The following is a 26,916-nucleotide window of genomic DNA, read 5'->3' on the forward strand; positions in this document are numbered from 1 at the left end:
TACGCGAGAAGGGCGCCCCCCGAGAGTGGGGGGCGCCCTTCTCGCGTTTTAGTGCGTCAGGCGTCCTTGCTGAGCTCCCAGAAGCGGAAGACCGTCGACGCGTCGAGGCAGTACTCCAGGCCGTAGACGCCGTCGCGGACGACCGCGTACTGCTTGGCCTGCCAGACCGGCAGGACCGGGAGTTCGTCGGCGACGATGTCCTGCAGTTCGCCGTACTCCTTGTCGGTGGCGGCCCGGTTGGTCAGGCCGGCGGTGCGCGGGATGAGCGAGCCGGTGATCGTGCCGTTGTCGTAGTTGTTGTTCAGCACGTTGCCCTTGCCGAAGAAGGGGGCCGTGAAGTTGTCGGCGTCCGGGTAGTCGGGCACCCAGCCCTTCACGTACACCCCGTACTTGCCGGCGGCGATGTCCTTCTCGTACTGGCCGAACGGGACGGACTTGACGCTCGCGTCGAACAGGCCGCTGGCGTTGAGCTGGCCGGCGATGGCGTTCAGCTCCTGGTCGGTGGCGGGACCGTAGCGGGAGGGGGTCGACCAGAGGGTCAGCTTCACCTTGCCGGTGATGCCGTCCTCGCGCAGCGCGGCCTGGGCCTTGGACCGGGAGGGGCGGGCGCCGTAGGTGTCGAAGAAGGCCGTGTTGTGGCCCGCGATACCGGCCGGGATGATCGAGTAGAGCGGGGTCGCGGTGCCCTGGTAGACGTCCTTGATGAGGGCTTCGCGGTCGAGCAGGTGGGCGATGGCCTTGCGGACGCCGAGCTTTCCGGCGACCGGGTCGTCCATGTTGAACACCAGGTGCTGGACCTCGGCGCTGCTGCCCTCGACGACCTCGGTGCCGGTGCCGTCGTCGGCCTTCTCCATGTCGGCGACGTCGCCCGCGGTGAGGCCGCGGTAGGCGATGTCGACCTCCTCGTTCTGGATGGCCTGCTTCAGGGCGGTCTGGTCGCCGTCGAAGAACTTCAGCGTCACGCCGGTGTTCTTCACCTTGGCGGTGCCCTCGTAGTTCTCGTTGACCGAGAAGACGGCCTGGCCGTCGTCGAACGAGTCGAGCTTGTACGGGCCGGAGCCGACGGCCTGGCCGTCCTTGCGGAGCTCGCCCGCGTCGTACTCGTTGTGGTCGACGATGGAGCCGGCGCCGGAGGCGATCTTGCTCGGGAAGGTGGCGTCGGCCGTGTTGAGGCGGAAGACGACCGTCTTCTCGTCCGGCGTCTCGACCTTGTCGAGCATGGGGAACATGATCGCGGGCCCGTCGGGGTCGTTGATCTTCAGCATGCGGTCGAAGGAGAACTTGACGTCCTCGGAGGTGAGCTCGTCACCGTTGCTGAACTTGAGTCCGTCCTTCAGCGTGCACTTGTAGACCGTGGTCTGCGTGTCGGTGAACGCGCAGCTCTCGGCCGCCTCGGGCTGCGGTTCCGTGGCGCCCTTGGGGAAGCTGAGCAGGGACTGGAAGACGTTGTTGAACAACAGCCAGGAGCCGGGGTCGTAGCCGGAGGCCGGGTCGGTGGCCAGGACGTCGTCGGACATCCCCACCACCACGTTGGAGCCGTCCCCCGCGGAGTCTCCGCTCTCCGTGCCACAGCCGGTCAGCAGTCCGGAGGCGAGGCCCGCCACGATGGGCAGGACCGGCCACTGGTTGCGTATCTTCACGTGTGTGCCTTGTCGTCGGTTCTCGAGAAGTCCCGGAGCATCGTCCTGGCTCCGGGGCACGGCTCCCCGGGGGCCGCGGTCACAGGCCCCCGGGGATCCAGCGGGTCCGTCAGTCGCTCACACCCCGCCCGAGCTCCCACAGCTGAAGCGTCGAGGCGGAGTTGAGCGCGTAGGCGGTACCCGTGATGTCGTCGCGCGCGGCAACGTACTGCTTGCCCTGCCACAGCGGCAGCACCGGCACGTCACCGGCGACGATGTCCTGAATGTTCGTCAGGCTGGAGGAGGCGGACAGCCGGTCCGCCTCACGGCGGGATTCCGGGATCAGGGTCTTGCGGATCTGGCTGTTGTCGTACGGCGAGCCGAGGGTGTTGTCGGCGTCGAGGAACGGCGCGAGGAAGTTGTCGGCGTCCGGGAAGTCCGGGAACCAGCCCATGCCGTAGACGTCGTACTCGCCCTTCTTCTCGGCCGGGCGGAACGTGTCCCAGGGGGTGCCCTTGATGCCGACGTCGAACAGGCCGCTGGAGTTCAGCTGGTCGCGCAGGACCTCGAACTCCTTCTTGGTGGCCGGGCCGTAGTGGTCGGTGGTGTAGTGCAGCGTGAGCTTCACCGGGGTGGTGATGTTCGCCTGGTTGAGCAGCGAACGGGCCTTGGTGACGTTCGGCTCGCCGTACTTGTTGAAGAACGAGTTGGAGTGGCCGGTGACGCTGGCCGGGACCAGCGAGTACAGCGGCTCGGCCTGGGAGCCGTAGACCTTGGAGACCAGCGCGCTGCGGTTGACGACCTGGGCCATCGCCTGGCGCACGGCCTTGGACTTCACCGTCGGGGCGTCGGTGTTGAAGCCCAGGTAGCGGATCTCCAGGCCGGGCATCTCGACGAGGTCGACGTCGGTGTCCGCGTCGCCGGAGAGTTCGCGGATCTGATCGGGCGACATCGTGCGGGTCATCAGGTCGATGTCGCCCTTGTCCAGGGCCTTGCCCATGGCGTCGGCGTCCTTGTAGGAGACCATGTCGACCTTGTCGTTGTTCACCTTGAGGGTCCCCTTGTAGTCGGGGTTCTTGGTGAACTCGGCCTTGACCAGCTCGCCGTCCTCGACGTCGGCCTTGAGGGTGTACGGGCCGGAGCCCTCCAGGTCGAAGCCGTCGCGCAGCTTGTTCTTCGGGTAGTCGTCGGGGTCGACGATGCCGGCGACCGGGGTCGACAGCTTGTACGGGAACGTCGCGTCGGCGGTCTTGAGGTGGAAGATGACCTCGCGGTCGCCCTGCGTCTCGACGGTGTCGATGGTGGACAGCAGTGCGAACACACCGCTGTCGGCCTTGAGCGAGCGGGCGCGGTCGATGGAGTACTTCACGTCGTCCGCCGTGACAGCGTTGCCGCCTGCGAACGTCAGGCCGTCGCGCAGGGTGCAGGCGTAGCGCTCGTTGCCGGTGTCGGTGAAGCCGCAGCGCTCGGCGGCCTCCGGTACCGGCTCGCCCTCGCCGCGCGGCTGGATCATCAGGGTCTGCACGGTCTGGCGCAGGATGTTCCAGGTGCCGACGTCGTAGGCGTACGCCGGGTCGAGGGGCGCGGGGGCGTCCTTCGAGGCGGTGAACCGGTCCGTGGTGCCGACGACGATCGCGCCGCTGTCGCCGCTCCCGCTGTCGGACCCGCCGCAGGCGGCGAGCACCGGCGCGAGCAGGCCGATCACGGCCGGCAGCACCAAAGTCTTGCGGTTCATGCTCGAGTTTCTCCAGAGCTGTCGACTCCGTGTACCCGGCATGCAGGGGTGGCGCAGCGGATCACGGAGGTGGGGCGATGTTCTCGCATCGAGATTAGTCCGGACCGGCAGGAGGGTTCGCAGCCACCGGAGTTGAGCACCCATCACGCTGCGGAACCGGGCGCGGACAGACCGAAAACCCGACAGTGGAAGCTTTGGTGCAGCGTTCCACCAATCGGGACACAAGGGCGCGCCGACGGCCCCCTGGAGGGGGTGCGCAGCACACGGCGGATCTGCTGTCGACCCCGGACCGCGTGGGGAACGTCACACGCGTAAACGGGTTCGGAGCACGGGAATTCGATCGCCCGGAGGGGTTCGAATTCACCTTCGGAATTCCCGCCCTAACGCCGCTGCACGCTGGGTGAACGCCTAGCGCATTTCCGTCATCAGCCCGTGCAGAAATGTCAGGTCGACCTCTTCGAGGGAGGTGACGACCGTGCGGCGCAGGGCCGGGGCGATGGGGGCCACGGAGGGCACGGCCACGACCTGGCAGCCGGCGGCCTCGGCGGCGGCGACCCCGGTCGCGGTGTCCTCGATGACGGCGCACCGGGCCGGGTCCGCGCCGAGTCCGGCGGCGGCGGCGAGGTACGGGTCGGGGTGGGGCTTGGTGCGCGGCACCTCGTCACCGGCCACCGTCAGGCTGAAATGGTGGGCGCCCAGCGAGGTCAGCACCCGGTCGATGATGCGCCGGTGCGAGGCGGAGACCAGGGCTGTGGGGATCTCGTACTCGTAGAGCTCGGCGAGCAGCCGGCCGGCGCCCGGCATCAGGGGCAGGGCGCGGCCGATGCGGTCCTCGAAGCCGTCGTTCAGGAGCACGGTGAGTTCGTCGAGGGGGATGTCGGCGCCGGTGGCCTCGATGAGGAACCCCGCGCTGCGGGTCATGGGGCCGCCGACCACGACATGCCGCCAGGACTCGTCGAGGGTGTGGCCGAGGGAGGCGAACACCTCGACCTCGACGTCCCACCAGAAGCCCTCCGTGTCCACCAGGGTGCCGTCCATGTCGAGGAGGACCGCCTGGAGAGCGGAGCCTTCGGCCGTGCGGGTTCCGAGCGCGGGGACCGTACTGGTCATCCACGTACCTCCTTGAGGGACGTTCAGGCCGGTTCCCCACGAGGGGAACCGGCCTGCGGTGGACCGACAAGTCTACGTCGTGCGCGGACGAATCGCTTCTTTTGGCCCCGTGTGCCTCTTACGGCCCGTGCGCCCGGGAGGGGCTCAGCGGGCGTTGAAGTACTTCGCCTCCGGGTGGTGGATCACGATGGCGTCCGTGGACTGCTCGGGGTGCAGCTGGAACTCCTCGGACAGCTGGACGCCGATGCGCTCCGGCTGGAGCAGGTCGGCGATCTTGGCGCGGTCCTCCAGGTCGGGGCAGGCGCCGTAGCCGAGGGAGAAGCGGGCGCCCCGGTACTTCAGCTCGAACATGCCCTGCATCTCGTCCGGGTCCTCGCCGGCGAAGCCGAGCTCGGAGCGCACGCGCGCGTGCCAGTACTCGGCGAGCGCCTCGGCCAGCTGCACGGACAGCCCGTGCAGTTCGAGGTAGTCGCGGTAGGCGTTGGCCTCGAAGAGGCGCGCGGTCTCCTCGCCGATGCGCGAGCCGACGGTGACGACCTGGAGGCCGACGACGTCGGTCTCGCCGGACTCCTCCGGGCGGAAGAAGTCGGCCAGGCACAGCCGGCGGCCCCGGCGCTGGCGCGGGAACGTGAAGCGGGTGCGCTCGTTGCCCTGCTCGTCGAGGATGATCAGGTCGTCGTCCTTGGAGACGCACGGGAAGTAGCCGTAGACCACGGCCGCCTCCAGCAGGTTCTCCGTCTGGAGGCGGTCCAGCAGGCCGCGCAGCCGGGGCCGGCCCTCGCTCTCGACGAGCTCCTCGTACGACGGGCCCTCACCGGTGCGGGCCTGCTTCAGGCCCCACTGGCCCTTGAACAGGGCGCCCTCGTCGAGCCAGCTCGCGTACTCCTTGAGCTGGATGCCCTTGATCACGCGGGTGCCGCGGAAGGGCGGGGTGGGCACGGGGTTGTCGGTGGCGACGTCGGAGCGGACGTGCCCCTCCTCGGGGCGCTCCTCCACGGCGGCCGGGGCGGTGGCCCGCACCCGGCGCTGCTTGAGCTCGGGCAGCTTGGCGCCGGGCACGCCCCGCTTGACGCCGATGAGGGCGTCCATCAGGCGCAGCCCCTCGAAGGCGTCGCGGGCGTAGCGGACCTCGCCCTCGTAGATCTCGTGCAGGTCCTGCTCGACGTAGGCGCGGGTGAGGGCGGCGCCGCCGAGGATGACCGGGTAGCCGGAGGCCAGGCCGCGCTGGTTCAGCTCCTCCAGGTTCTCCTTCATGATCACAGTGGACTTGACCAGGAGACCGGACATGCCGATGACGTCGGCCCGGTGCTCCTCGGCGGCTTCCAGGATCGCGGAGACCGGCTGCTTGATGCCGAGGTTGACGACGTTGTAGCCGTTGTTGGACAGGATGATGTCGACGAGGTTCTTGCCGATGTCGTGCACGTCGCCGCGGACGGTGGCGAGCACGATGGTGCCCTTGCCGGCCTCGTCGGTCTTCTCCATGTGCGGTTCGAGGTGGGCGACGGCCGTCTTCATGACCTCGGCGGACTGCAGGACGAACGGCAGCTGCATCTGGCCGGAGCCGAACAGCTCGCCGACGACCTTCATGCCGTCCAGCAGGGTCTCGTTGACGATGTCGAGCGCGGGCCGCTCCTGGAGGGCCTCGTCGAGGTCCGCTTCGAGGCCGTTGCGCTCGCCGTCGATGATGCGGCGCTTGAGGCGCTCGTCGAGCGGCAGGGCGGCCAGTTCCTCGGCCTTGCCGGCCTTGAGGGACTTGGCGGTGGCGCCCTCGAACAGCTGCATGAGCTTCTGCAGCGGGTCGTAGCCCTCGGCGCGGCGGTCGTGGATGAGGTCCAGGGCCGTCTGGACCTCCTCCTCGCTGAAGCGGGCGATCGGCAGGATCTTCGAGGCGTGCACGATCGCCGAGTCCAGGCCCGCCTTGACGCACTCGTCGAGGAAGACGGAGTTGAGCAGGATGCGGGCGGCCGGGTTGAGACCGAAGGAGATGTTGGACAGGCCGAGCGTGGTCTGCACCTTCGGGTGGCGCCGCTTGAGCTCTCGGATGCCCTCGATGGTGGCGATGCCGTCCTTGCGGGACTCCTCCTGGCCGGTGCAGATGGTGAAGGTCAGGCAGTCGACGAGGATGTCCTCCTCGTGGATGCCCCAGTTGCCGGTCAGGTCGTCGATGAGCCGTTCGGCGATCTCGACCTTCTTCTCGGCGGTGCGGGCCTGGCCCTCCTCGTCGATGGTGAGCGCGATGAGGGCGGCGCCGTGCTCCTGGGCGAGGGCGGTGACCTTGGCGAAGCGGGATTCGGGGCCGTCGCCGTCCTCGTAGTTCACCGAGTTGATCACCGCGCGGCCGCCGAGCTTCTCCAGGCCGGCCCGGATGACGTCGACCTCGGTGGAGTCCAGCACGATGGGCAGGGTGGAGGCGGTGGCGAAGCGGCCGGCCAGCTCCTCCATGTCGGCGACGCCGTCGCGGCCGACGTAGTCCACGCACAGGTCGAGCATGTGCGCGCCCTCGCGGATCTGGTCGCGGGCCATCTCCACGCAGTCGTCCCAGCGGCCGTCCAGCATGGCATCGCGGAACTTCTTCGAGCCGTTGGCGTTGGTGCGCTCGCCGATGGCCAGGTAGGAGGTGTCCTGCCGGAACGGCACCGACTGGTAGAGGGAGGCCGCGCCCGGCTCGGGCTGCGGGGCGCGCTCGGTGGGGGCGGTGTCCCGGACGCGCTCGACCAGCTGCCGCAGGTGCTCGGGGGTGGTGCCGCAGCAGCCGCCCACGAGGGAGAGGCCGTAGTCGCGGACGAAGGTGCCCTGCGCCTCGGCCAGCTCGGGCGCGGTCAGCGGGTAGTGGGCGCCGTCCTTGGTCAGCACGGGCAGGCCCGCGTTGGGCATGCAGGACAGCGGGATGCGGGAGTGCCGGGACAGGAAGCGCAGGTGCTCGCTCATCTCGGCCGGGCCCGTGGCGCAGTTCAGGCCGATCATGTCGATGCCGAGGGGCTCCAGCGCGGTCAGGGCCGCGCCGATCTCGGAGCCGAGCAGCATGGTCCCGGTCGTCTCGACGGTCACCGAGACGATCAGCGGTACGGAGTGGCCGGTGGCCTCCATGGCCCGGCGGGCGGCGATCACGGAGGCCTTGGTCTGGAGCAGGTCCTGCGTGGTCTCCACGAGCAGCGCGTCGGCGCCGCCGGCGAGCAGGCCCTCGGCGTTCTGCTGGTAGGCGTCCCGGATGGCGCCGAAGGTGGTGTGGCCGAGGGTGGGCAGCTTGGTGCCGGGTCCCATCGAGCCGAGCACCCAGCGCTGCTGCCCGGTGCTGCGGGTGAACTCGTCGGCCACCTCGCGGGCGATCCGGGCACCGGCCTCGGACAGCTCGGTGACGCGCTCGGGGATGTCGTACTCGCCGAGGGCGGTGAGGTTGGCGCCGAAGGTGTTGGTCTCCACGCAGTCCACACCGACGTCGAAGTACGCGGCGTGCACCGAACGGACGATGTCCGGGCGCGTCAGGTTGAGGATCTCGTTGCAGCCTTCGAGATTCTCGAAGTCCTCGAGCGTGGGGTCCTGCGCCTGGAGCATGGTGCCCATGGCTCCGTCGGCCACGACCACGCGGGTGGCCAGGGCTTCTCGGAGCGCGGACGCACGGGTCCGGCTGTCAGCGGAAGGGGTCGGCGGCAACGAGGCCATGAAAAGGGCTCCCTCGGATGCGACGGCTGTCGGCTTTGCGGCTTCCCGGACAGCCGGAAGGCATCCGGGATGGGCGCACCGCGCCAGCGTAACCGGGAGTGGGCTTGGATGGGCAGCACGTCCACGGGGCGGACTCCGGTGGTCCCGGATCGGCCGCCCGGGCGACGGATCGGCCACCGCTGGCTGAAAAATGGCGACCTGCCATTAGCGAGAGGTCGACATCGACCGGTAGTGTTCGACATTGCCGAACGAGGGCTGTTGTGCCGCTTGTCGGCGGTCGAAGGGGACGGAGGCAGTACGGCGATGGCACGGAACATCCAGTCGCTCGAACGGGCGGCCGCGATGCTGCGGCTGCTCGCGGGCGGCGAGCGGCGGCTCGGCCTGTCGGACATCGCCTCGTCGCTGGGCCTGGCCAAGGGCACCGCCCACGGCATCCTGCGCACCCTCCAGCAGGAGGGTTTCGTGGAGCAGGACGACGCCTCCGGGCGCTACCAGCTGGGCGCCGAGCTGCTCCGCCTGGGCACCACCTACCTCGACGTGCACGAACTGCGGGCACGCGCCCTGGTCTGGGCCGACGACCTGGCCCGCTCCAGCGGCGAGAGCGTCTATCTCGGCGTCCTGCACCAGCAGGGCGTACTGATCGTGCACCACGTCTTCCGGCCCGACGACAGCCGGCAGGTCCTGGAGATCGGGGCCATGCAGCCGCTGCACTCCACCGCCCTGGGCAAGGTGCTGTCGGCCTACGACCCGGTGGCGCACAGCGAGGCCCTGGAGGCCGACCGCAAGGCGTTCACCGACCGGACGGTGTGCGAGCCGGAGGACTTCGAGCACCTCCTGGACGTGACCCGCGCGCGCGGGTACGCGGCCGACGTGGAGGAGACCTGGGAGGGCGTCGCCTCCCTCGCCGCACCCATCCACGACCGGCGGCGCATGCCGGTCGGGGCGGTCGGCATCACCGGCGCCGTGGAGCGGCTGTGCCGGTCCGACGACGAGGGAGCCCTGCGCCCCGAGCTGATCGCGGCGGTCCGCGACTGCGCCCGCGCCGTGTCGCGGGATCTGGGCGCCGGGCGGTTCTGACGCACACGCCGGCATCCGCCGAGGACCGGGACGCCGTACGGCGTCCCGGTCCTCGGCATGTCCGCGCTCACCTGCGGAGAAGATCACCGGGACCGCGGCGATCAGTAACGATCAGATTTTCGAGTCCACAGCCCTTGACGTGCTCGTAACGCCGAAGCAAGACTCCCGTCCATCGGTCGACATTGTCGAACAGCTACCGGCAATACGCGCTAGAGTGTGACAACGCCAGGCCGGTATCGAACTTCCCTGGACGTATGACAAAGGAGTCGCGGGTGTCCAGCTCCGACATCTTCATCGGCGAGACCATCGGTACCGCCATACTCATCCTCCTCGGCGGCGGCGTCTGTGCCGCCGTCACGCTGAAGGCCTCCAAGGCACGCAACGCCGGCTGGCTCGCCATCACCTTCGGGTGGGGCTTCGCGGTGCTCACGGCGGTCTACACCTCGGCACCGCTGTCCGGTGCCCATCTGAATCCGGCCGTGACGCTGGCCATCGCCATCAAGGACGGCGACTGGAAGAACGTCCCGGTCTACTGGGCCGGACAGGTTCTCGGCGCCATGATCGGTGCCGCCCTGGTCTGGATCGCTTACTACGGTCAGTTCTCCGCTCACCTCACCGACCGCGAGATAGTCGGCGGTCCGGGTGCGCAGGACACCACGGCCAAGGCCGTCGAGGCCCAGGAGAAGGGCGCCGGCCCCGTGCTGGGCGTCTTCTCCACCGGCCCCGAGGTCCGGGTCGCCTGGCAGAACATCGCGACGGAGGTCATCGGCACCGTCGTGCTGGTGCTCGCCGTGCTCACCCAGGGCCTGAACGACAAGGGCAACGGCCTGGGCACCCTGGGCGCCCTGGTCACCGCGCTCGTCGTGGTCTCCATCGGCCTCTCCCTCGGCGGCCCGACGGGGTACGCGATCAACCCGGCCCGTGACCTCGGACCGCGCATCGTGCACGCCCTGCTGCCGCTGCCCAACAAGGGCGGCTCCGACTGGGGCTACGCCTGGGTCCCCGTGGTGGGTCCGCTGATCGGCGGCGCCATCGCGGCAGGCATCTACAACGTCGCATTCGCCTAGGAGCGATTCCCCGCTCCGGCGGGAAACTTCCAGCACGCGCCGTACGTAAAGCCCCATAAACCCGGAATTACCAGGAGCACACAGTGACCGACGCGCACACCGCCGGCCCCTTCATCGCCGCCATCGACCAGGGCACCACCTCCAGCCGGTGCATCGTGTTCGACCGGGACGGCCGGATCGTCTCCGTCGACCAGAAGGAGCACGAGCAGATCTTCCCGAAGCCGGGCTGGGTCGAGCACAACGCCACCGAGATCTGGACCAACGTCCAGGAGGTCGTCGCCGGGGCCATCGCGAAGGCCGGCATCACCCGTGACGACATCAAGGCCATCGGCATCACCAACCAGCGCGAGACGACCGTGCTGTGGGACAAGAACACCGGTGAGCCCGTCCACAACGCCATCGTCTGGCAGGACACCCGCACCGACGCCCTCTGCCGCGAGCTCGGCCGCAACGTCGGCCAGGACCGCTTCCGCCGCGAGACCGGTCTGCCGCTGGCCTCCTACTTCGCCGGCCCGAAGGCCCGCTGGCTGCTCGACAACGTCGACGGCCTGAAGGAGCGCGCCGAGGCGGGCGACATCCTCTTCGGCACCATGGACACCTGGGTCATCTGGAACCTGACCGGTGGTACCGACGGCGGCAAGCACGTCACCGACGTCACCAACGCCTCGCGCACGATGCTCATGAACCTGCACACCATGCAGTGGGACGAGAAGATCTGCGAGTCCATCGGCGTCCCGCAGCAGATCCTGCCCGAGATCCGCTCCTCCGCCGAGGTCTACGGCGAGATCACCGGCGGCAAGCTGGGCGACCTGCTCGGCGGCATCCCGGTCGCCTCCGCGCTCGGCGACCAGCAGGCCGCCCTGTTCGGCCAGACCTGTTTCGCCGAGGGCGAGACCAAGTCGACCTACGGCACCGGCACCTTCATGGTGATGAACACCGGTGACAAGATCATCAACTCCTACAGCGGCCTGCTGACCACCGTCGGCTACAAGATCGGCGACCAGGACACGGTCTACGCCCTGGAGGGCTCGATCGCCGTCACCGGTTCGCTGGTGCAGTGGATGCGCGACCAGATGGGCCTGATCTCCACCGCCGCGGAGATCGAGACCCTCGCCCTGTCGGTCGAGGACAACGGCGGCGCCTACTTCGTGCCGGCCTTCTCCGGCCTGTTCGCCCCGTACTGGCGCTCCGACGCCCGCGGTGTGATCGCCGGCCTGACCCGGTACGTCACCAAGGCGCACCTCGCGCGCGCCGTCCTGGAGGCCACCGCCTGGCAGACGCGGGAGATCGCCGACGCCATGACGAAGGACTCCGGCGTGGAGCTCACCGCCCTCAAGGTCGACGGCGGCATGACCTCCAACAACCTGCTGATGCAGACCCTCGCCGACTTCGTGGACGCCCCCGTGGTGCGCCCGATGGTCGCCGAGACCACCTGCCTCGGCGCCGCCTACGCCGCCGGTCTCGCCGTCGGCTTCTGGAACAGCACCGACGACCTGCGCGCCAACTGGCGCCGGGCCGCCGAGTGGACCCCCCGCATGGACGCGGAAACCCGCGCCCATGAGTACAAGAACTGGCTCAAGGCCGTCGAGCGGACCATGGGCTGGCTCGAGGACGAGGAGTAAGAAACAGCATGACCACCAAGTCCACCCTGCAGTCCGTGCCTGCCCTGGGGACGCACCCGGCCTCCGGCTCGAACCCGAGCCGAGCCGAGACCAGGGAGCAGCTTTCCAAGGCGTCGTACGACCTTCTCGTGATCGGCGGCGGCATCCTGGGCATCTCCACCGCCTGGCACGCCGCGCAGTCCGGCCTCAGGGTGGCTCTGGTGGACGCCGGCGACTTCGCCGGCGCCACGTCCTCCGCCTCCTCCAAGCTGCTCCACGGCGGTCTGCGCTACCTGCAGACCGGCGCGGTGAAGCTGGTGGCGGAGAACCACTTCGAGCGCCGTGCGGTGTCCCGTCAGGTGGCTCCCCACCTGGCGAACCCGCTCACGTTCTACCTCCCCGTGTACAAGGGCGGGCCGCACGGCGCGGCGAAGCTGGGCGCGGGCGTCTTCGCCTACTCCGCGCTCTCCGCGTTCGGTGACGGCGTCGGACACCTGCTCTCGCCGGCCAAGGCCGCGCAGGACGTGCCCGAGCTGCGCACCGAGAACCTCAAGGCCGTGGCCGTCTACGGCGACGACCAGATGAACGACGCCCGCATGGCGCTGATGACGGTCCGCGGAGCCGTCGAGGCGGGTGCGGTCGTCCTCAACCACGCCGAGGTGACGGGCCTGCGCTTCACCCAGGGCCGTGTCACCGGCGCCGAGCTGCGGGACCGCCTGTCCGGCGACGAGTTCGGCGTCAGCGCCCGGCTCGTGCTGAACGCGACCGGCCCGTGGGTCGACCACCTGCGCAAGATGGAGGACCCGAACGCGGCGCCGTCCATCCGCCTGTCGAAGGGCGCGCACCTGGTCCTCAAGCGCACCTCCCCCTGGAAGGCCGCGCTCGCCACCCCGATCGACAAGTACCGCATCACCTTCGCCCTCCCGTGGGAGGACATGCTGCTGCTCGGCACCACCGACGAGGAGTTCGAGGGCGACCCGGCGGACGTCTCGGTCACCGAGAAGGACATAGCCCAGATCCTCGACGAAGCCGCCTTCTCGGTCCGCGACCAGCAGCTGGACCGCGACCTCATCACCTACGCCTTCGCGGGCCTGCGGGTGCTGCCCGGCGGCCCCGGCGACACCTCCAAGGCCAAGCGCGAGACGGTCGTCACCGAGGGCAAGGGCGGCATGCTGTCCGTCGCGGGCGGCAAGTGGACCACCTTCCGCCACATCGGCCGGACGATCATGCAGAAGCTGGAGTCGCTGCCGGGCCACCCGCTGGGCGACGACTTCGAGCCGATCAGCGCGCTGCCGAAGAAGCTGCCGCTGCCCGGCATCGCCAACCCGCGGGCGGTCGCCCACCGGCTGCTCACCGACCGGCCGGCGCCCGGCCCGCGCATGGCGGCCGACACCGCCAAGCACCTGGCGACGCACTACGGCTCGCTGGCCTTCGACATAGCCCGGCTGGCCAACGAGAGCCCCGAGCTCGCCGAGCGCGTCCACCCCGACGCCCCGGAGATCTGGGCGCAGGTCGTCTGGGCCCGGGACCACGAGTGGGCCGAGACGCAGGACGACGTGCTGCGCCGCCGCACGACGCTGACGATCCGCGGCCTCGCCACGGACGACGTCCGCGCCAAGGTGCAGGACCTGCTCGACAAGAAGTAGACCCGGGTACGGGGACCGGGGGGGACCCCATCCCGGAAGGGGCGGCTCCACGCCGACGGAGCCGCCCCTTCCGCGTTCCCGCACCCGCATAATGACCTGATACGTCGGAGGTCTTGAGCGCACTGGGAGGCCAGGCATGGCAGTCACCGACGAGGCGATCGAGAAGATCAAGGGAATGATCGTCTCCGGCGCGCTGCGCCCGGGCGACCGGCTGCCCAAGGAGAGCGAACTCGCCGCCGGCCTCGGGCTGTCGCGCAACTCCCTGCGGGAGGCCGTGCGCGCGCTGTCGCTGATCAGGATCCTGGACGTACGGCAGGGCGACGGCACGTACGTCACCAGCCTCGACCCGCAACTCCTGCTGGAGGCGCTGAGCTTCGTCGTCGACTTCCACCGCGACGACACGGTCCTGGAGTTCCTCGCCGTGCGCCGCATCCTGGAGCCGGCCGCGACCGCGATGGCGGCCGTGCGGATCAGCGAGCAGCAACTGGACGCGCTGACGGCCCAGCTGGACAGGCTGGGCGAGTCCCCGTCCGTGGAGGATCTGGTCGCCTGCGACCTGGAGTTCCACCGGGGCATCGTGCACAGCTCCGGCAACTCCGTGCTGTGCTCGCTGCTCGACGGCCTTTCGGGTCCCACCACCCGGGCCCGCGTCTGGCGCGGCCTCACCCAGGAGGACGCCGTGGCCCGCACCCTGCGCGAGCACCGGGCGATCCTCGCCGCGCTGCGCGACCGGGACGCCGAGGCGGCGCGCTCGTGGGCGACCGTCCATATCGCGAGTGTGGAGCAGTGGCTGCGCTCCTCGCTGTGACCAGGCCCGCACGGACCGCCCGGACGGTTCCGGGGTGTTCGGGGGCGGATCGCGGGGCAGTGATGGGGTCACTCCCCCCCGCGAGGGGGCTGCGGGCGCCCCCGCGGCACGCCGTAAGGTTGGGTGGTCAAGCGAGGGCACGTCGGAAGGAGGCGCTGGGTGATCGAGCTCGAGGGGGTTCCCGAGCTGGTCGACCCGGTCATGGTGGCCGCGTTCGAGGGCTGGAACGATGCCGGCGACGCCGCCTCCACCGCGGTCGCGCATCTGGACAGGGAATGGAAGGGCGAGGTGTTCGCGGCGCTGGACGCCGAGGACTACTACGACTTCCAGGTCAACCGCCCCACGGTGTTCATGGAAGCGGGCGTCCGCAAGATCACTTGGCCGACGACAAGGTTGTCGGTGGTCCGGGTCGGCGGTGAGAAGCCGCGCGACCTGGTCCTCGTGCGGGGCATCGAACCGTCCATGCGGTGGCGTTCGTTCTGCAACGAACTGCTGGGCTTCGCACACGAACTGGGGGTGGAACTGGTGGTCGTCCTGGGCGCCCTGCTCGGCGACACCCCGCACACCCGTCCGGTTCCGATCAGCGGCACGACGTCCGACCCGGACCTGGCCCGCCGCATGGACCTGGAGGAGACCAAGTACGAGGGCCCGACAGGCATCGTCGGCGTCCTCCAGGAGGCGTGCACGCACGCGGGCGTCCCGGCCGTCTCGCTGTGGGCGGCGGTGCCGCACTACGTGTCGCAGCCGCCGAACCCGAAGGCCACGCTGGCCCTGCTGAACCGGCTGGAGGATCTGATCGACGTGCGCATCCCGCTGGGCGAGCTGCCCGAGGACGCGCGCGCCTGGCAGGTCGGTGTGGACCAGCTGGCCGCCGAGGACAGCGAGGTCGCCGAGTACGTCCAGTCGCTGGAGGAGGCGCGGGACACCGCCGAGCTGCCGGAGGCGTCCGGCGACGCCATCGCCCGGGAGTTCGAGCGCTATCTGCGCCGCCACGACGGCGGCGGACCGCCCGGCGCCGGCGGTCACGCCACGGCCGACGGCAGCGACAGCACGTCGTACCTGCGGGACAACCCCGGCGGCCGCACCCGCCCGCCGAAGCCGCCCAAGCCGGGCACGGACGAGGACGAGTCGTCGGAGGACTGAGGCACCGTACGAACGCCAGAGGGGCGTCTCCCGGCCGGGAGACGCCCCTCTGTCCGTTTCTCGGACTACAGGGCCACGCCGAGCAGCGCGTCGACCGCCCGGGAGACCACCCCGGGCGCACCGATGTCGGTGCCGCCGTCGCGCTCCTGGAGCGCGACCCAGCGGTCGACGGCGGTCAGGGCGGCAGGGGCGTTCAGGTCGTCGGCGAGGGCCTCGCGGATCTCGTCGACGAGCGCCTCGGCCGGCGGCCCGTCGGGCCGGGACACGGCTGCCCGCCAGCGGCCGAGCCGTGCGACGGCGTCCTGGAGGACCTGGTCGGTGTACTCCCAGTCGGCGCGGTAGTGGTGGGCGAGCAGCGCGAGCCGGATGGCGGCCGGGTCGACGCCGTCGTGCCGGAGCTTGGAGACGAAGACCAGGTTGCCCTTGGACTTGGACATCTTCTCGCCGTCCAGGGCGACCATGCCGGCGTGTACGTACGCCTTGGCCATGGGGAACTCACCGGTGAGGGCCTGGGCGTGCGAGGCGCCCATCTCGTGGTGCGGGAAGGCCAGGTCGGAGCCGCCGCCCTGGATGTCGAAGCCCATGCCGAGGTGGTCCAGGGCGATGGCCACGCACTCGATGTGCCAGCCGGGCCGTCCGCGCCCGAGCGATCCGCCGTCCCAGCTGGGCTCGCCCTCGCGGGCCGCCATCCACAGCATCGGGTCGAGGGGGTTCTTCTTGCCCGGGCGGTCCGGGTCGCCGCCGCGCTCGGCGGACAGCAGCCGCATCGCCGCGGCGTCGAGGTTGGAGACCTTGCCGAAGTGCGGGTCGGACTCGACGGAGAAGTAGACGTCGCCGTCCAGTTCGTAGGCCGCGCCGGCGTCCCGGAGCCGCTCGACGAGCGGGACGATCCCGGGTATGGCCTCGACGGCGCCTATGTACTGCCGCGGCGGCAGCATCCGCAGGGCCGTCATGTCCTCTCGGAAGAGGGCCGTCTCCTTCTCGGCGAGCGCGGCCCAGTCGATGCCGTCGCGCTGCGCCCGCTCCAGGAGGGGATCGTCGACGTCGGTGACGTTCTGGACGTAGTGAACCTGCCGCTTGGTGTCGAGCCACACGCGCTGCACGAGGTCGAACGCGTTGTAGGTCGCCGCGTGTCCCAGGTGCGTGGCGTCGTACGGGGTGATGCCACAGACGTAGATACGGGCGACGGGACCGGGGTCGAGGGTGACGAGGCCGCCGGTCGCGGTGTCGTGGATCCTCAGGTCGCGGCCCTGACCAGGCAGGGCGGGGACCTCGGAAGCGGGCCAGGCATGCATGCCATGAGCCTAACCGGACTGAAGTTCCATATACGAATGGGAGCGGGCCACACGGCCGAGAAGGCGCTCTTGCGGTGATCCGGCGACTGTGCTCCTACACGGGTGGCCAGGGAATCGCCGGCCACTCACCGCTCGGTTCCGGGTGGGTCCCCGAGGCGAGCAGGGCGCCGACGCGGGCGCGGGTGGCGTCGATCTCGGCGCCGGTGATCAGCGGTTCGAGCCGCGCGGTGAGCGGCCCGCCCTCGTCCAGGCCCTTCCTGAGGCCTTCGAGGACGTCTGCGGCCTCCTGGGTGAGGGGCTCCCCCGCCCAGCCCCACAGCAGGGTCCGCAGCTTGTTCTCGGCGTTGAAGGTGACCCCGTGGTCGATGCCGTACAGCCGTCCCTCACCGGTGGGCAGCAGGTGACCGCCCTTGCGGTCGGCGTTGTTGATGACCGCGTCGAGGACCGCGAGCCGCCTCAGCCGTTCGTCGTCGGCGTGCACGAGCAGCGCGGTGCGCCCCTCTCCGACCTCGGCGAAGCCGACCGCCTTCCAGCCCGGCCCGGGTTCCTCGCCGTCGACCAGGGCGAGCAGTTCCGCCTCGGGCGTCACCTCGACCCACAGCTGGCACATGCCCTCGCCGTAGGGGCCGTCGCGCAGCACGGTGGGCGGCACGAGACCCCAGCCGGTCGCCTCGGAGACCTCGTACGCGGCGACCTCGCGCTGGGCCAGCGTCCCGTCGGGGAAGTCCCACAGGGGCCGCTCCCCCGCGATCGGCTTGTAGATGCAGGCCGCGTCCTGGCCGTCGTAGGACACCGTGCAGTACAGGGCCGCGTTGGAGGCCTCACGGATGCGTCCGCGTACGGTCAGTTCGCCCCGGGCGAGCAGCTCGGCGGCGTTCACCGGAGGTGTCACGCTCCGCGGCGGTATCCGTTCTGGCGCGGACATACGTGTCCTTCCGGGTCGAGCGGGAGGCTGCACAGCGGGCACGGCGGCCGCCCGGCGTTGACGACGTCGAGAGCGCGCTTGGCGAAGGCCCTGGCCTGCGCGCCGGTGAGCCGGACCCGCAGCATCGGGGGCCCGTTCTCCTCGTCCTGGAGCAGCCGCTCCTCCGCCTCGGCGAGGTCCTCCTCGGATTCCGCGTCGAGCTCCACGAGTGCCTGCGCCTCGACGATCATGAGCTGCTCGTCGCCGTCCCAGGCGAGGGCCATGGTGCCGACCCGGAACTCCTCCTCGATGGGGGTGTCCAGCGGGGCGGTGTCGGTGTCCGAGGGGGCGACGGCGGGGACATGGGCGCTGCCGCCGCTACGGCGTACGACCTCGTCGAGCAGTTCGTCCATGCGCTCGGCGAGGGCGGCGACCTGGGTCTTCTCCAGGGCCACGCTGGTCACCCGGGAGCCGGCGGAGGCCTGGAGGAAGAACGAACGGCGCCCGGGCAGTCCGACCGTACCGGCCACGAAACGCTCCGGATGGTCGTAGAGGAACACCTGACGGGACACGTCCTGTCTCCATTGGAATCGTGGGAACCGTGTGACCACGGCACTGCTGCGACCGCTTCACCCTACTGCGGCGAACGATCACGGTGCGCCCGCACCACCCCCGACTTCGGCCTCACCGGCCGGCGGCTCCTCACGCGGCACGAGGGACGTGAAGTCGCCGGTGTCGCCGAGGCGGACGAGGAACGGCCGCAGTCGTGTGTAGCGGATCGCGGTGATGGAACACGGTTCAACAGAAATCCGCTGGAAGAGGTCCAGGTGAAGTCCGAGTGCGTCCGCGATGAGCGACTTGATGATGTCGCCGTGCGAGCACATGAGGTAGACGGCGTCGGCGCCGTGGTCGCGCTCCACGCGCGCGTTCCACTCGCGTACGGCCTCGGCGGCGCGGGTCTGCATGGCCCGCATGGACTCCCCGCCGGGGAACGCCGCGGCGGAGGGGTGCGCCTGCACGACCTCCATGAGGGGCTCGTCCTTGAGTTCGGCGAGCTTGCGTCCGGACCAGTCGCCGTAGTGGCACTCGCCGATGCGCTCGTCGGTGTGCGGGCTCAGTTCCGGCCGGGCGTCGAGCAGCGGCCGGATCGTTTCCCGGCAACGCTGGAGCGGACTGGTGACGATTTCGGCGAGGGGCAGTTCGGCCAGCCGCCCGGGGAGCGCGGCGGCCTGTGCGGCGCCGCGCTCGTCGAGGGCGACACCGGGCGTCCAGCCGGCGAGGAGTCCCTCGGTGTTGGCGGTGGAGCGTCCGTGCCTGACCAGGATCAGCGTGGGCATGCGCTCCAGCGTAGGCGCACGCGCGCGTGCGGTGTCGTTCGAGTGACGGGAGACTCGCTTCGTGATCGTCGACTGTGCCATCTACCGCGAAGGACAGCGGACGGAAGGGCCCGAGGACCTCTCCGACGCCCTGGGCGAGGCCCGCACGGCGGGCGGGTTCGTGTGGATCGGGCTGCACGAGCCGACGGAGGAGGAGTTCGACCATGTGACCCGGGAGTTCGCGCTGCACCCGCTGGCCGTCGAGGACGCCCTGAAGGCGCACCAGCGGCCCAAGCTGGAGGTGTACGACGACTCGCTCTTCGTGGTGCTCAAGCCGGTGGCGTACGAGCCGCAGAGCGACACCGTCTCCTCCGGCGAGATCATGATCTTCCTGGGCGACTCGTTCGTGGTGACCGTCCGGCACGGCGAGGGCTCCCCGCTCAAGGCCGTGCGCCGGCGGCTGGAGCAGGAGCCGGAGCTGCTGGGCAAAGGCCCCACGTCCGTGCTGTACGCGGTCGCCGACGCCACCGTCGACCACTACCTGGACGTGGCGACCGAGTTGCAGACCGACCTGGAGGGTCTGGAGGCGGAGGTGTTCTCGCCGGACGGCGGGGGGTCACGGAACACGGCGTCCCGGATCTACGACTTCAAGCGGCAGGTCCTGGAGTTCCGGCGGGCGACCGGGCCGCTGGCCCCGCCGATGAGCCGGCTGGCGGGCACGGCGTCGGCCGGCGTGGCCGTGCCGTTCGTGGACGACCGGGCCAGGCCGTTCTTCCGTGACGTCAACGACCACCTCACGCGCGTGAACGAGTCCGTGGAGAACCTGGACCGGCTGGTGTCGGACATCCTCTCGGCTCATCTGGCGCAGATGAGCGTCCGGCAGAACGACGACATGCGCAAGATCTCCGCGTGGGCGGCCATGGCCGCGATCCCCACGATGCTGGCGGGGATCTACGGCATGAACTTCGAGCACATGCCAGAGCTGCGCTGGGTCTGGTCCTATCCGGCACTGCTCGTTCTGATGGCCGTCCTGGAGGTGATGGTCTTCCGGCTGTTCAAGCGCCGCGGGTGGCTGTAGCCGGGCCGGTTCAGGCGAACTCGGGTTCCGGAGAGGCGGGGCCACCGAGGGCGTTGCGGCGCTCGGGCGTCGTCAGCGACACCATCCGGCGCCAGCCGCCGAGACGTTCGTAGGCGTACACCGCGTGGATGCCCGCCACGAGCACCGCCGACTTGGCCTTGGACCAGCCGAGGATGCGGCCCATGTGCGCCATCACGGCGAGGCTGACGTCGCGGTAGATCCGGATCTCCGCGAGCGCGCACTCGCGCAGGGTGCGCTGGATGGCCCGGCCGTGGCCCGCGTAGGCGAAGCGCAGCAGTTCCTCGTGGCAGTAGGCGAGGTGGTTGTCCTCGTCGTTGGAGATCTGCTTGACCGCGCGGCCGATGTCGGGGTGGTCGGCGAAGTGCTTGCGGAGCAGGTCCATCTGCTCGGAGGCGCGCTGCTCGGTGACCCGGCTGTGCGAGAGGTAGGTGACGACGTCCTGGACCGTGAGCCGCTCATCGCGGTTCAGCCGGGCGTGGGCGAGGCCGATGCCGTGCTTCTCCAGGAGCATGGTGTAGTCGGTCTCGGGCGGGACCGGGACGGGGTCGAGGCCGCGCTTCTTCAGCAGGGCGTTGAAGATCCGGCCGTGCTTGTCCTCGTCGGCGCCGTGCCGGCTGATCTTGGGGGCGAGTTCACGCTCCGCATGGGGCACGAGTGCGGCGATGCGGGCGTTCTCCCAGCCGCCCTGGGTCTCGCCGCTCGCGGCGATGGAGCAGAACAGGGCGAAGGACTCGTCGTTGTCGAGGATCTCCTGGAACAGGCTCTTGGCCGAAAGCATCGTGGGCACCTCTCCCGCGCGCGTGGGCGTTCTGCGGCGTTCCGCAGGTTTCCGCGAAGAACGAGTCAAGTGCGGGGTGGAAGGCACTGCAACAGGTGTGAGGGGCAACTCCGCCGAATGGGGGATGCGGGGGCAGGCGTGCCGGGCCCGGCGAGGGCGCGCCGCCGTAACCGGAGGCGGCCCGGCGCGTTGTTCTGCGTGACGGCCGTGGCGGGGAAGACCCCCGAGCCCCCACCACGGCCGCTGAAAAAGCTCCTGCCTGACCCCTAGGCGAGTCCGGCCCGCTCCAGGGCCTCCGTGCCGGCCCTCAGGGACGCGAGCCGCTCGTCGAGCGTGAAGCCCGCCGGCGCGAGGGACAGGGTGGTGACCCCGGCCGCGGCGTAGGCCTTCATCCGGTCCGCGATCCGGTCCACGGAACCGAGCAGGGTCGTCTTGTCGATCAGGTCGTGCGGCACGGCGGCCGCGGCGCCCTGCTTGTCGCCGGAGAGGTACTTGCCCTGGATCTCGGCGGCTTCCCGCTCGTAGCCCATGCGCTGGGCGAGCTGGTTGTAGAAGTTCTGCTTGGGGCTGCCCATGCCGCCGACGTACAGCGCGGTGTAGGGGCGGAAGGTGTCGGCCAGCGTGGCCACGTCCTTGTCGTCGCCGACGGCGAGCGGCAGGGTCGGGCAGACGTCGAACCCGTCGAGGGTCTTGCCGGCCTTCTCGCGCCCGGCGCGCAGGTGCTTGATCGTGGTGTCCTCCAGGTGCTCGGCGGACGGGAAGATCAGCAGGGCGCCGTCGGCGATCTCGCCGGTCTGTTCGAGGTTCTTCGGGCCGATCGCGGCGATGTACAGCGGGATGTGCTCGCGCTGCGGGTGCACGGTCAGCTTGATCGGCTTGCCGGGGCCGCCGGGCAGGGGCAGCGTCCAGTGCCGGCCCTCGTACGACAGGCGCTCGCGGGTCATGGCCTTGCGGACGATCTCGACGTACTCGCGCGTGCGTGCCAGCGGCTTGTCGAACTTGACGCCGTACCACCCCTCGGAGACCTGCGGGCCGGAGACGCCGAGGCCGAGGCGGAAGCGGCCGCCGGAGAGGGAGTCGAGGGTGGCGGCGGTCATGGCCGTCATCGCGGGCTGGCGGGCGGGGATCTGGAAGATGGCGGAGCCGACGTCGATGCGCTCGGTCTGGGCGGCGACCCAGCTCAGTACGGTGGCGGCGTCGGAGCCGTAGGCCTCGGCGGCCCAGCAGACGGCGTATCCGAGGCGGTCGGCCTCCTGGGCGACGGCCAGATTGTCCGCGTCCATTCCGGCACCCCAGTAGCCGAGGTTGATACCGAGCTGCATGCCGCATCCCCTTACTGATCAGTAACGTGCCTGGTGCGGAGACCTTAGCGCGGGGACCGGGGCGAGGTACACGGCCGCGACCGGCCTGTCGTTTAGATGCATGAACAGGAATCATGGACACGACCATTGACGCGTCCACGGCAAGTACCTACCTTCATCTGGAAAGCGCTTTCCATCACCCGTCTTCCGCAACCGAACGGAGAGGCAAGGATGAAGCGAGCACTCCCCCCGAGACTTCGCGCGGCCCTGGCCACGATGCTCCTCGCCGCAGGGACCGGCATGCTCGTGTCGGTGCCCGACGCCTCGGCGGCGACCGGCAACGCCACCGGCTACGCGACCCAGAACGGCGGGACCACCGGCGGCGCCGGTGGTCAGACGGTCCGGGCGACGACGGGGACGGCGATCCATCAGGCCCTCTGCGGCCGGGCGAGCACCAGCACCCCGATCACCATCGAGGTCACCGGGACCGTCAACCACGCGAACACCAAGAAGGTCTCCGGCGCCGGCTGCGACACCGCCGACGGCGTGATCGAGCTCAAGAAGGTCACCAACGTGACGCTCGTCGGGGTCGGCAGCGGCGCCGTCTTCGACCACGTGGGCATCCACATCCGCGAATCGAAGAACATCATCGTCCAGAACGTGACCGTCCGGAACGTCAAGAAGTCGGGCTCCCCCACATCCAACGGCGGGGACGCCATCGGCATCGAGCGCAACGTTCGCAACGTCTGGATCGACCACACCACCCTGGAGGCGTCGGGCGGCGAACCGGAGGGCTTCGACGGCCTGTTCGATCTCAAGGACAACACCCAGTACGTCACCCTGTCCTACAGCGTTCTGCGCAACTCCGGCCGGGGCGGCCTGGTCGGCAACAGCGAGAGCGACCGGTCGAACGGCTACATCACGTACCACCACAACCGCTACGAGAACATCGACTCCCGCGCCCCGCTGCTGCGCGGCGGCATCGCGCACCTGTACAACAACCACTACGTGCGCCTCAACGACTCCGGCATCAACTCCCGGGCCGGGGCCCGCGCCAAGGTGGACAACAACTACTTCGAGGACTCCAAGGACGTCCTGGGCACCTTCTACACCGACCAGGCCGGTTACTGGCAGGTCGGCGGCAACATCTTCGACAACGTCACCTGGTCCGCCCCGGGCAGCGAGAACCGCCCGGCCGGCCCCGACCCGAAATCGAACACCACCGTCGCCATCCCCTACTCCCACGCTCTCGACGCGGCAAGCTGCGTGCCGTCCGTCGTGAGCCGGACGGCGGGCGCGAACAAGGGGCTCCAGGTGTCGGACGGCAGGTGCTGACCGAGGACGACGGGCCGCGGCCGGCCCGGGCAACGGACCGGCCGCGCCCGGAAATCCGTCGTCCACAGGCACCCACAGCGCAGGTTCTGGCCAGTAATCTCGGCGTTCATGGAGCAGAGGCATCTCGGCCGCACCGGCCTTCGTGTGTCCCGGATCGGGCTCGGCACCCTGACCTGGGGGCGGGGCACCGACGAGCACGACGCCGCGGACCTGATGAAGACGTTCTGGGAAGCGGGCGGGACCCTCGTCGACACCGCGGACGTGTACGGCGACGGTGAGGCCGAGTACCTGCTCGGCAGGCTCATGGACGGCCTGGTGCCCCGCCGTGACCTGGTCATCTCGACCAAGGCCGGCAGTGTGCCGGACCCCGAGCGCCGCTTCGACGGCTCCCGCGGCCATCTGCTCTCCGCACTGGACGGTTCGCTCGCCCGGCTCGGCACCGACTACGTCGACCTGTGGAATGTGCACGCGTTCGACCCGGACACCCCGCTGGAGGAGACCCTCCAGGCTCTCGACCTCGCGGTCTCCAGCGGGCGGGCCCGCTACGCCGCCGTCTCCAACTTCTGCGGCTGGCAGCTGGCCGGCGCCGCGACCTGGCAGCTGGCCGCCCCCGGAACCCGGACCCGGCTGGCCGGTACGCAGCTGGAGTACTCCCTGCTGCAACGCGGTGTCGAGCGCGAGGTGCTGCCGGCCGCGATCCATCTGGGCATAGGCCTGCTCCCGTCCTCGCCGCTCGGGCGCGGGGTGCTGACGGGCAAGTACCGCGGCGACACGATGCCGCCGGACTCTCGCGGCGCCTCGGAGCACCTCGCGCCGTTCGTGGCGCCGTACCTCGACGACACGGCGAGCCGCATCGTGGACGCCGTGGCGACCGCGGCCGACGGGCTCGCGGTGACGCCGCTCCAGGTGGCCCTGGCGTGGGTCCGCGACCGGCCCGGGGTGGCCGCGCCGATCGTCGGCGCGCGCAACGCGCAGCAGCTCACGGCGGCGTTGTCAGTGGAGACCCTTAGTCTTCCTGACGAGATCTGCCGGGCGCTCGACGATGTGTCGGCGCCGGTGCACCGCTATCCCGATCACGACTGGAGCACGCTGTGAGCACGGAGCCCGAGACCACGGAGGACGCCGAGCCGGGGACGCCGGGCACCGGGAGTACACCTGCCGGTGGGGCCGGGGCCGGGGCCGGGAGTGGGGGTGGTGAGGCGGACGCGGGGAGCGCCGAGGCCGATACCGGGGAGGCGGCCTCGGCGGAGGGGGCCCAGGCCGGTGCCGGGGAGGGCGCCGACGGCGGTGACGCCGGGACCCCTCAGGTGTCCGAGGCCGAGGCCGAGTTGCGGGCCCAGCAGGTCGAGCGGGAGCGCATCGAGCAGCGCAAGGCCGAGAAGGCGCCGATCGCGAGCGGCACCAAGCTGAGTGGCAAGGCCGCCGATCTGCTGGCGGCCGTACGAGCCGTCGAAAGCGGCGAGAAGCCCGCGGCGACGGTGTTCGAAGAGCCGCCCCCCGCCCCCCGCCGCTCCGCCCCCGAGCCGGAGCGGCGACCGCGGCCGGTGGTGCCCGAGCCCGTCTCCGCGCCGGCGGGCCCCGCCCCGGAGGCGGTCGAGGCCGTGCGCCGGGTGCTCGGCGAGGGCGGTGCCCCGGAGGTGCTCGCGCCGCAGGCCGCCGCGGTGCTCGGCGAGGGCGCGGACGAACAGCTGCGCGCCGACCCCTGGCAGTTGCTGCGGATCGCCGGTGTGCGGCCCGAGCAGGCCGACGGGTTCGCCCGGGCCCTGCTCGGCGCCGAGTGCGGCCCGGACGACGAGCGGCGGGGCCGGGCCGTCACCGGCTGGCTCCTGGAGCAGGCGGCACTGGCCGGGCACACCGTCCTGGAGATGCCCGCACTCCTCGCGGCCCTGGCCCAGCGGGGCGTGCCGGAGCCCGACAGCGCCGTACAGGGCGCGATCGCGGAGGGTGAGGCCCTGGTCTTCCAGGACGCCCTGGAGGGCGAGGCCGGTGCTCCCGCCCCGGAGGACGAGGAGGGCGCGGAGGAGGACGAGGAGCGCCCGGTCCGTGTCCTGGTCGGGCTGGAGCGGTACGCGCTGGCGGAGGAGAGCCTGGCCGACGGGCTGGCCCGGCTGGTCAACTCGGCGCCCAAGCAGGACGGCTCGGCCGAGGAGTGGGAGCGGGCCGCCGCCGCGGCCCAGGGGTCGGCGGCGGACCTGATCCGCGCGGTCGCCGGTCAGGGCCTGGTGCTGCACACCGGCGGGGAGGCGTCCCTGGCCGAGCCCGCGGCCCTGCTGACCGCCGCGCGCTCGCTCGGCCTGCGGGTCTGGGCGGCCACGCACGGCCCGATCGGCCGCAACCGTTTCGCTGCCCTGCTGCGGCGGTCCGGCCAGGCGGCGGACGCCCCCGGGCAGGCCGGTGAGGCACCCGCCGACTCCCCTGTCGCCACCGTCTCCGGACTGCTCGCCGGCCTCGAAGGTCCCGGCCGGGACGCGGACGGGGCCCTCGATCTCGATCTGCTGGTCGTGCTCGACGCGCCCCAGCTGGATGTCGAGACGGCGGCTCTGCTGACGGAGTCGCTGCCGGACGGGGCGCGGCTGGTGCTGGCCGGCGATCCGGCGGTGCTGTGGTCCGCTGGGCCGGGGCGGGTGTTCGCGGATCTGCTCGCAGCGCGGATCTGCCCCCAGGTGGCCTCGCGGCGGCCGGATCCGGGGCCGCTGGGCGAGCTGGTCTCCGGCATCGGCGTCGGCGAGCTGAACCAGGTCGAGGCCCCCGGCAAGGAGGTCGTGATCGTGCCGGTGCGGGACGCGGGCGAGGCCGTGCACCGGACGGTGCAGCTCGTCGTGGACTCGGTGCCGCGCGCGATCGGGGTTCCGGCCGAGGAGACCCAGGTGATCACCCCTGGGCACGGCGGGGCCGTCGGAACGCGCGCGCTCAACGCGGCGCTGAAGGAACGGCTCAATCCGGGCCCGGGCCGCTTCGGCGGCTTCGACCCCGGTGACCGGATCGTCCACTCCCCCGCCCCGGGGCGCGCGCTGCCGGGCCGTGTGGTGACGGCGGACGCCGAGGGGCTGCATCTGTCGTGCGAGGGCGAGACCGTCGTCGTGCCGCGGGAGCGGGTGGAACACTCCGTGCGGCACGGGTGGGCGCTGACCGCGCACCAGGCCGTGGGCAGCCGGTGGCCCGCGGTGGTCGTGGTGCTGCCCGGCGACGCGGCGCAGGCTCTCAGCCGGCCCTGGGTGTACACGGCGTTCGGGCGGGCCGACCGGCACCTGTCCGTGGTGCACGGCGTGGAGCAGGCCCTTGCCCGGGCCGTCGCCGAGGTTCCGGCGAAGCCGCGGACGACGCGGCTGCCGGTGCTGCTCACGCCGCAGATCAGCGGCACGTGACGGGGGTGGTGGGGCTGGGGCCCGGGCCCAGACCCCCCCCCCCCGGGCCCGGGGGGG

19 protein-coding genes and 1 pseudogene are annotated in these 26,916 nt (G+C 70.8%); 10 read left to right on the forward strand and 10 right to left on the reverse strand.

The features are described 5' to 3' along the window. Positions 1–56 precede the first annotated feature (56 nt). The 4 genes from HNR57_RS21905 to metH all read right to left on the reverse strand — a co-directional run bounded on the left by HNR57_RS21905 (position 57) and on the right by metH (position 8,124). The gene (locus HNR57_RS21905; protein WP_184561905.1) at positions 57–1,640 is read right to left on the reverse strand and encodes an ABC transporter substrate-binding protein; all 1,584 of its coding nucleotides are present in this window, start codon (positions 1,638–1,640) and stop codon (positions 57–59) included. 109 nt (positions 1,641–1,749) lie between these two features. Continuing rightward, positions 1,750–3,354, reverse strand: coding sequence for an ABC transporter substrate-binding protein (locus HNR57_RS21910; protein ID WP_184561907.1), 1,605 nt, complete (start codon positions 3,352–3,354; stop codon positions 1,750–1,752). A gap of 408 nt (positions 3,355–3,762) precedes the next feature. After that, positions 3,763–4,464, reverse strand: coding sequence for an HAD family hydrolase (locus HNR57_RS21915; RefSeq protein ID WP_184561909.1), 702 nt, complete (start codon positions 4,462–4,464; stop codon positions 3,763–3,765). A gap of 144 nt (positions 4,465–4,608) precedes the next feature. Next, a complete protein-coding gene (gene metH / locus HNR57_RS21920; protein ID WP_184561911.1) occupies positions 4,609–8,124 on the reverse strand; it encodes a methionine synthase in 3,516 nt (1,171 codons plus the stop codon). 303 nt (positions 8,125–8,427) lie between these two features. On the opposite strand from metH, the gene HNR57_RS21925 reads away from it, so the two are divergent. The 6 genes from HNR57_RS21925 (at position 8,428) to HNR57_RS21950 (ending at position 15,466) form a co-directional block, all read left to right on the forward strand. After that, complete coding sequence (locus HNR57_RS21925; RefSeq protein ID WP_184561913.1) at positions 8,428–9,201, forward strand: IclR family transcriptional regulator; 774 nt, start codon at positions 8,428–8,430, stop codon at positions 9,199–9,201. Between the two features lie 272 nt (positions 9,202–9,473). After that, complete coding sequence (locus HNR57_RS21930) at positions 9,474–10,268, forward strand: MIP/aquaporin family protein (RefSeq protein WP_184561915.1); 795 nt, start codon at positions 9,474–9,476, stop codon at positions 10,266–10,268. An 83-nt stretch (positions 10,269–10,351) separates the two neighbouring features. After that, positions 10,352–11,890: a glycerol kinase GlpK gene (gene glpK, locus HNR57_RS21935; protein WP_184561917.1), complete on the forward strand. Its 1,539-nt coding sequence runs from the start codon at positions 10,352–10,354 to the stop codon at positions 11,888–11,890. 8 nt (positions 11,891–11,898) lie between these two features. Then, positions 11,899–13,515, forward strand: coding sequence for a glycerol-3-phosphate dehydrogenase/oxidase (locus HNR57_RS21940; RefSeq protein ID WP_184561919.1), 1,617 nt, complete (start codon positions 11,899–11,901; stop codon positions 13,513–13,515). A gap of 136 nt (positions 13,516–13,651) precedes the next feature. Further along, positions 13,652–14,323 (forward strand): FadR/GntR family transcriptional regulator, encoded by a 672-nt coding sequence (locus tag HNR57_RS21945; protein ID WP_184561921.1) that lies wholly within the window; start codon positions 13,652–13,654, stop codon positions 14,321–14,323. A gap of 159 nt (positions 14,324–14,482) precedes the next feature. Next, a complete protein-coding gene (locus HNR57_RS21950) occupies positions 14,483–15,466 on the forward strand; it encodes a PAC2 family protein (protein WP_184561923.1) in 984 nt (327 codons plus the stop codon). Positions 15,467–15,531: 65 nt separating this feature from the next. On the opposite strand, the gene mshC is transcribed toward HNR57_RS21950, so the two are convergent. From mshC to HNR57_RS21970, 4 genes are all read right to left on the reverse strand, one after another. Next, positions 15,532–16,761 (reverse strand): cysteine--1-D-myo-inosityl 2-amino-2-deoxy-alpha-D-glucopyranoside ligase, encoded by a 1,230-nt coding sequence (gene mshC, locus HNR57_RS21955; protein WP_184561925.1) that lies wholly within the window; start codon positions 16,759–16,761, stop codon positions 15,532–15,534. A 94-nt stretch (positions 16,762–16,855) separates the two neighbouring features. Further along, on the reverse strand, positions 16,856–17,686 hold the full coding sequence (locus tag HNR57_RS21960; RefSeq protein ID WP_184561927.1) for an Rv2133c family protein: 831 nt from the start codon (positions 17,684–17,686) through the stop codon (positions 16,856–16,858). Beyond that, positions 17,650–18,237 carry an Rv2134c family protein gene (locus HNR57_RS21965; RefSeq protein WP_033311881.1) on the reverse strand — a complete coding sequence of 196 codons (588 nt, stop codon included), beginning with the start codon at positions 18,235–18,237 and terminating at the stop codon, positions 17,650–17,652. The genes HNR57_RS21960 and HNR57_RS21965 overlap by 37 nt, the downstream gene beginning before the upstream one ends. A gap of 78 nt (positions 18,238–18,315) precedes the next feature. Then, complete coding sequence (locus HNR57_RS21970; RefSeq protein ID WP_184561930.1) at positions 18,316–19,002, reverse strand: histidine phosphatase family protein; 687 nt, start codon at positions 19,000–19,002, stop codon at positions 18,316–18,318. 61 nt (positions 19,003–19,063) lie between these two features. Between HNR57_RS21970 and corA the strand changes: the two genes are divergently transcribed. After that, positions 19,064–20,059, forward strand: a complete 996-nt coding sequence (gene corA / locus HNR57_RS21975) for a magnesium/cobalt transporter CorA (RefSeq protein WP_184561932.1) — start codon at positions 19,064–19,066, stop codon at positions 20,057–20,059. Between the two features lie 10 nt (positions 20,060–20,069). On the opposite strand, the gene HNR57_RS21980 is transcribed toward corA, so the two are convergent. After that, entirely contained in the window at positions 20,070–20,858 is a 789-nt protein-coding gene (locus tag HNR57_RS21980) for a ferritin-like domain-containing protein (protein WP_184561934.1), read from the reverse strand. A 266-nt stretch (positions 20,859–21,124) separates the two neighbouring features. Next, positions 21,125–22,180 (reverse strand): LLM class F420-dependent oxidoreductase, encoded by a 1,056-nt coding sequence (locus tag HNR57_RS21985; protein ID WP_184561936.1) that lies wholly within the window; start codon positions 22,178–22,180, stop codon positions 21,125–21,127. 210 nt (positions 22,181–22,390) lie between these two features. Between HNR57_RS21985 and HNR57_RS21990 the strand changes: the two are divergent. The 3 genes and pseudogenes from HNR57_RS21990 to HNR57_RS22000 form a co-directional block, all read left to right on the forward strand. Continuing rightward, positions 22,391–23,491, forward strand: a pseudogene (locus tag HNR57_RS21990) (pectate lyase family protein); the annotation flags it as partial. Between the two features lie 111 nt (positions 23,492–23,602). After that, positions 23,603–24,589, forward strand: coding sequence for an aldo/keto reductase (locus tag HNR57_RS21995; RefSeq protein ID WP_184561940.1), 987 nt, complete (start codon positions 23,603–23,605; stop codon positions 24,587–24,589). Then, the gene (locus HNR57_RS22000; RefSeq protein ID WP_184561942.1) at positions 24,586–26,859 is read left to right on the forward strand and encodes a helix-hairpin-helix domain-containing protein; all 2,274 of its coding nucleotides are present in this window, start codon (positions 24,586–24,588) and stop codon (positions 26,857–26,859) included. Before HNR57_RS21995 ends, HNR57_RS22000 begins: the two co-directional genes overlap by 4 nt. The last annotated feature ends 57 nt before the right edge of the window (positions 26,860–26,916 follow it).

This window comes from Streptomyces paradoxus (assembly GCF_014202475.1).
Taxonomy (GTDB): domain Bacteria; phylum Actinomycetota; class Actinomycetes; order Streptomycetales; family Streptomycetaceae; genus Streptomyces; species Streptomyces paradoxus.

Coding starts and splice junctions, on each gene's coding strand:
- HNR57_RS21910 (WP_184561907.1), bottom strand. CDS start 3,354: ATGAACCGCAAGACTTTGGTGCTGCCGGCCGTGATCGGCCTGCTCGCG.
- HNR57_RS21915 (WP_184561909.1), bottom strand. CDS start 4,464: ATGACCAGTACGGTCCCCGCGCTCGGAACCCGCACGGCCGAAGGCTCC.
- metH (WP_184561911.1), bottom strand. CDS start 8,124: ATGGCCTCGTTGCCGCCGACCCCTTCCGCTGACAGCCGGACCCGTGCG.
- HNR57_RS21925 (WP_184561913.1), top strand. CDS start 8,428: ATGGCACGGAACATCCAGTCGCTCGAACGGGCGGCCGCGATGCTGCGG.
- HNR57_RS21940 (WP_184561919.1), top strand. CDS start 11,899: ATGACCACCAAGTCCACCCTGCAGTCCGTGCCTGCCCTGGGGACGCAC.
- HNR57_RS21945 (WP_184561921.1), top strand. CDS start 13,652: ATGGCAGTCACCGACGAGGCGATCGAGAAGATCAAGGGAATGATCGTC.
- mshC (WP_184561925.1), bottom strand. CDS start 16,761: ATGCATGCCTGGCCCGCTTCCGAGGTCCCCGCCCTGCCTGGTCAGGGC.
- HNR57_RS21960 (WP_184561927.1), bottom strand. CDS start 17,686: ATGTCCGCGCCAGAACGGATACCGCCGCGGAGCGTGACACCTCCGGTG.
- HNR57_RS21970 (WP_184561930.1), bottom strand. CDS start 19,002: ATGCCCACGCTGATCCTGGTCAGGCACGGACGCTCCACCGCCAACACC.
- HNR57_RS21980 (WP_184561934.1), bottom strand. CDS start 20,858: ATGCTTTCGGCCAAGAGCCTGTTCCAGGAGATCCTCGACAACGACGAG.
- HNR57_RS21985 (WP_184561936.1), bottom strand. CDS start 22,180: ATGCAGCTCGGTATCAACCTCGGCTACTGGGGTGCCGGAATGGACGCG.
- HNR57_RS21995 (WP_184561940.1), top strand. CDS start 23,603: ATGGAGCAGAGGCATCTCGGCCGCACCGGCCTTCGTGTGTCCCGGATC.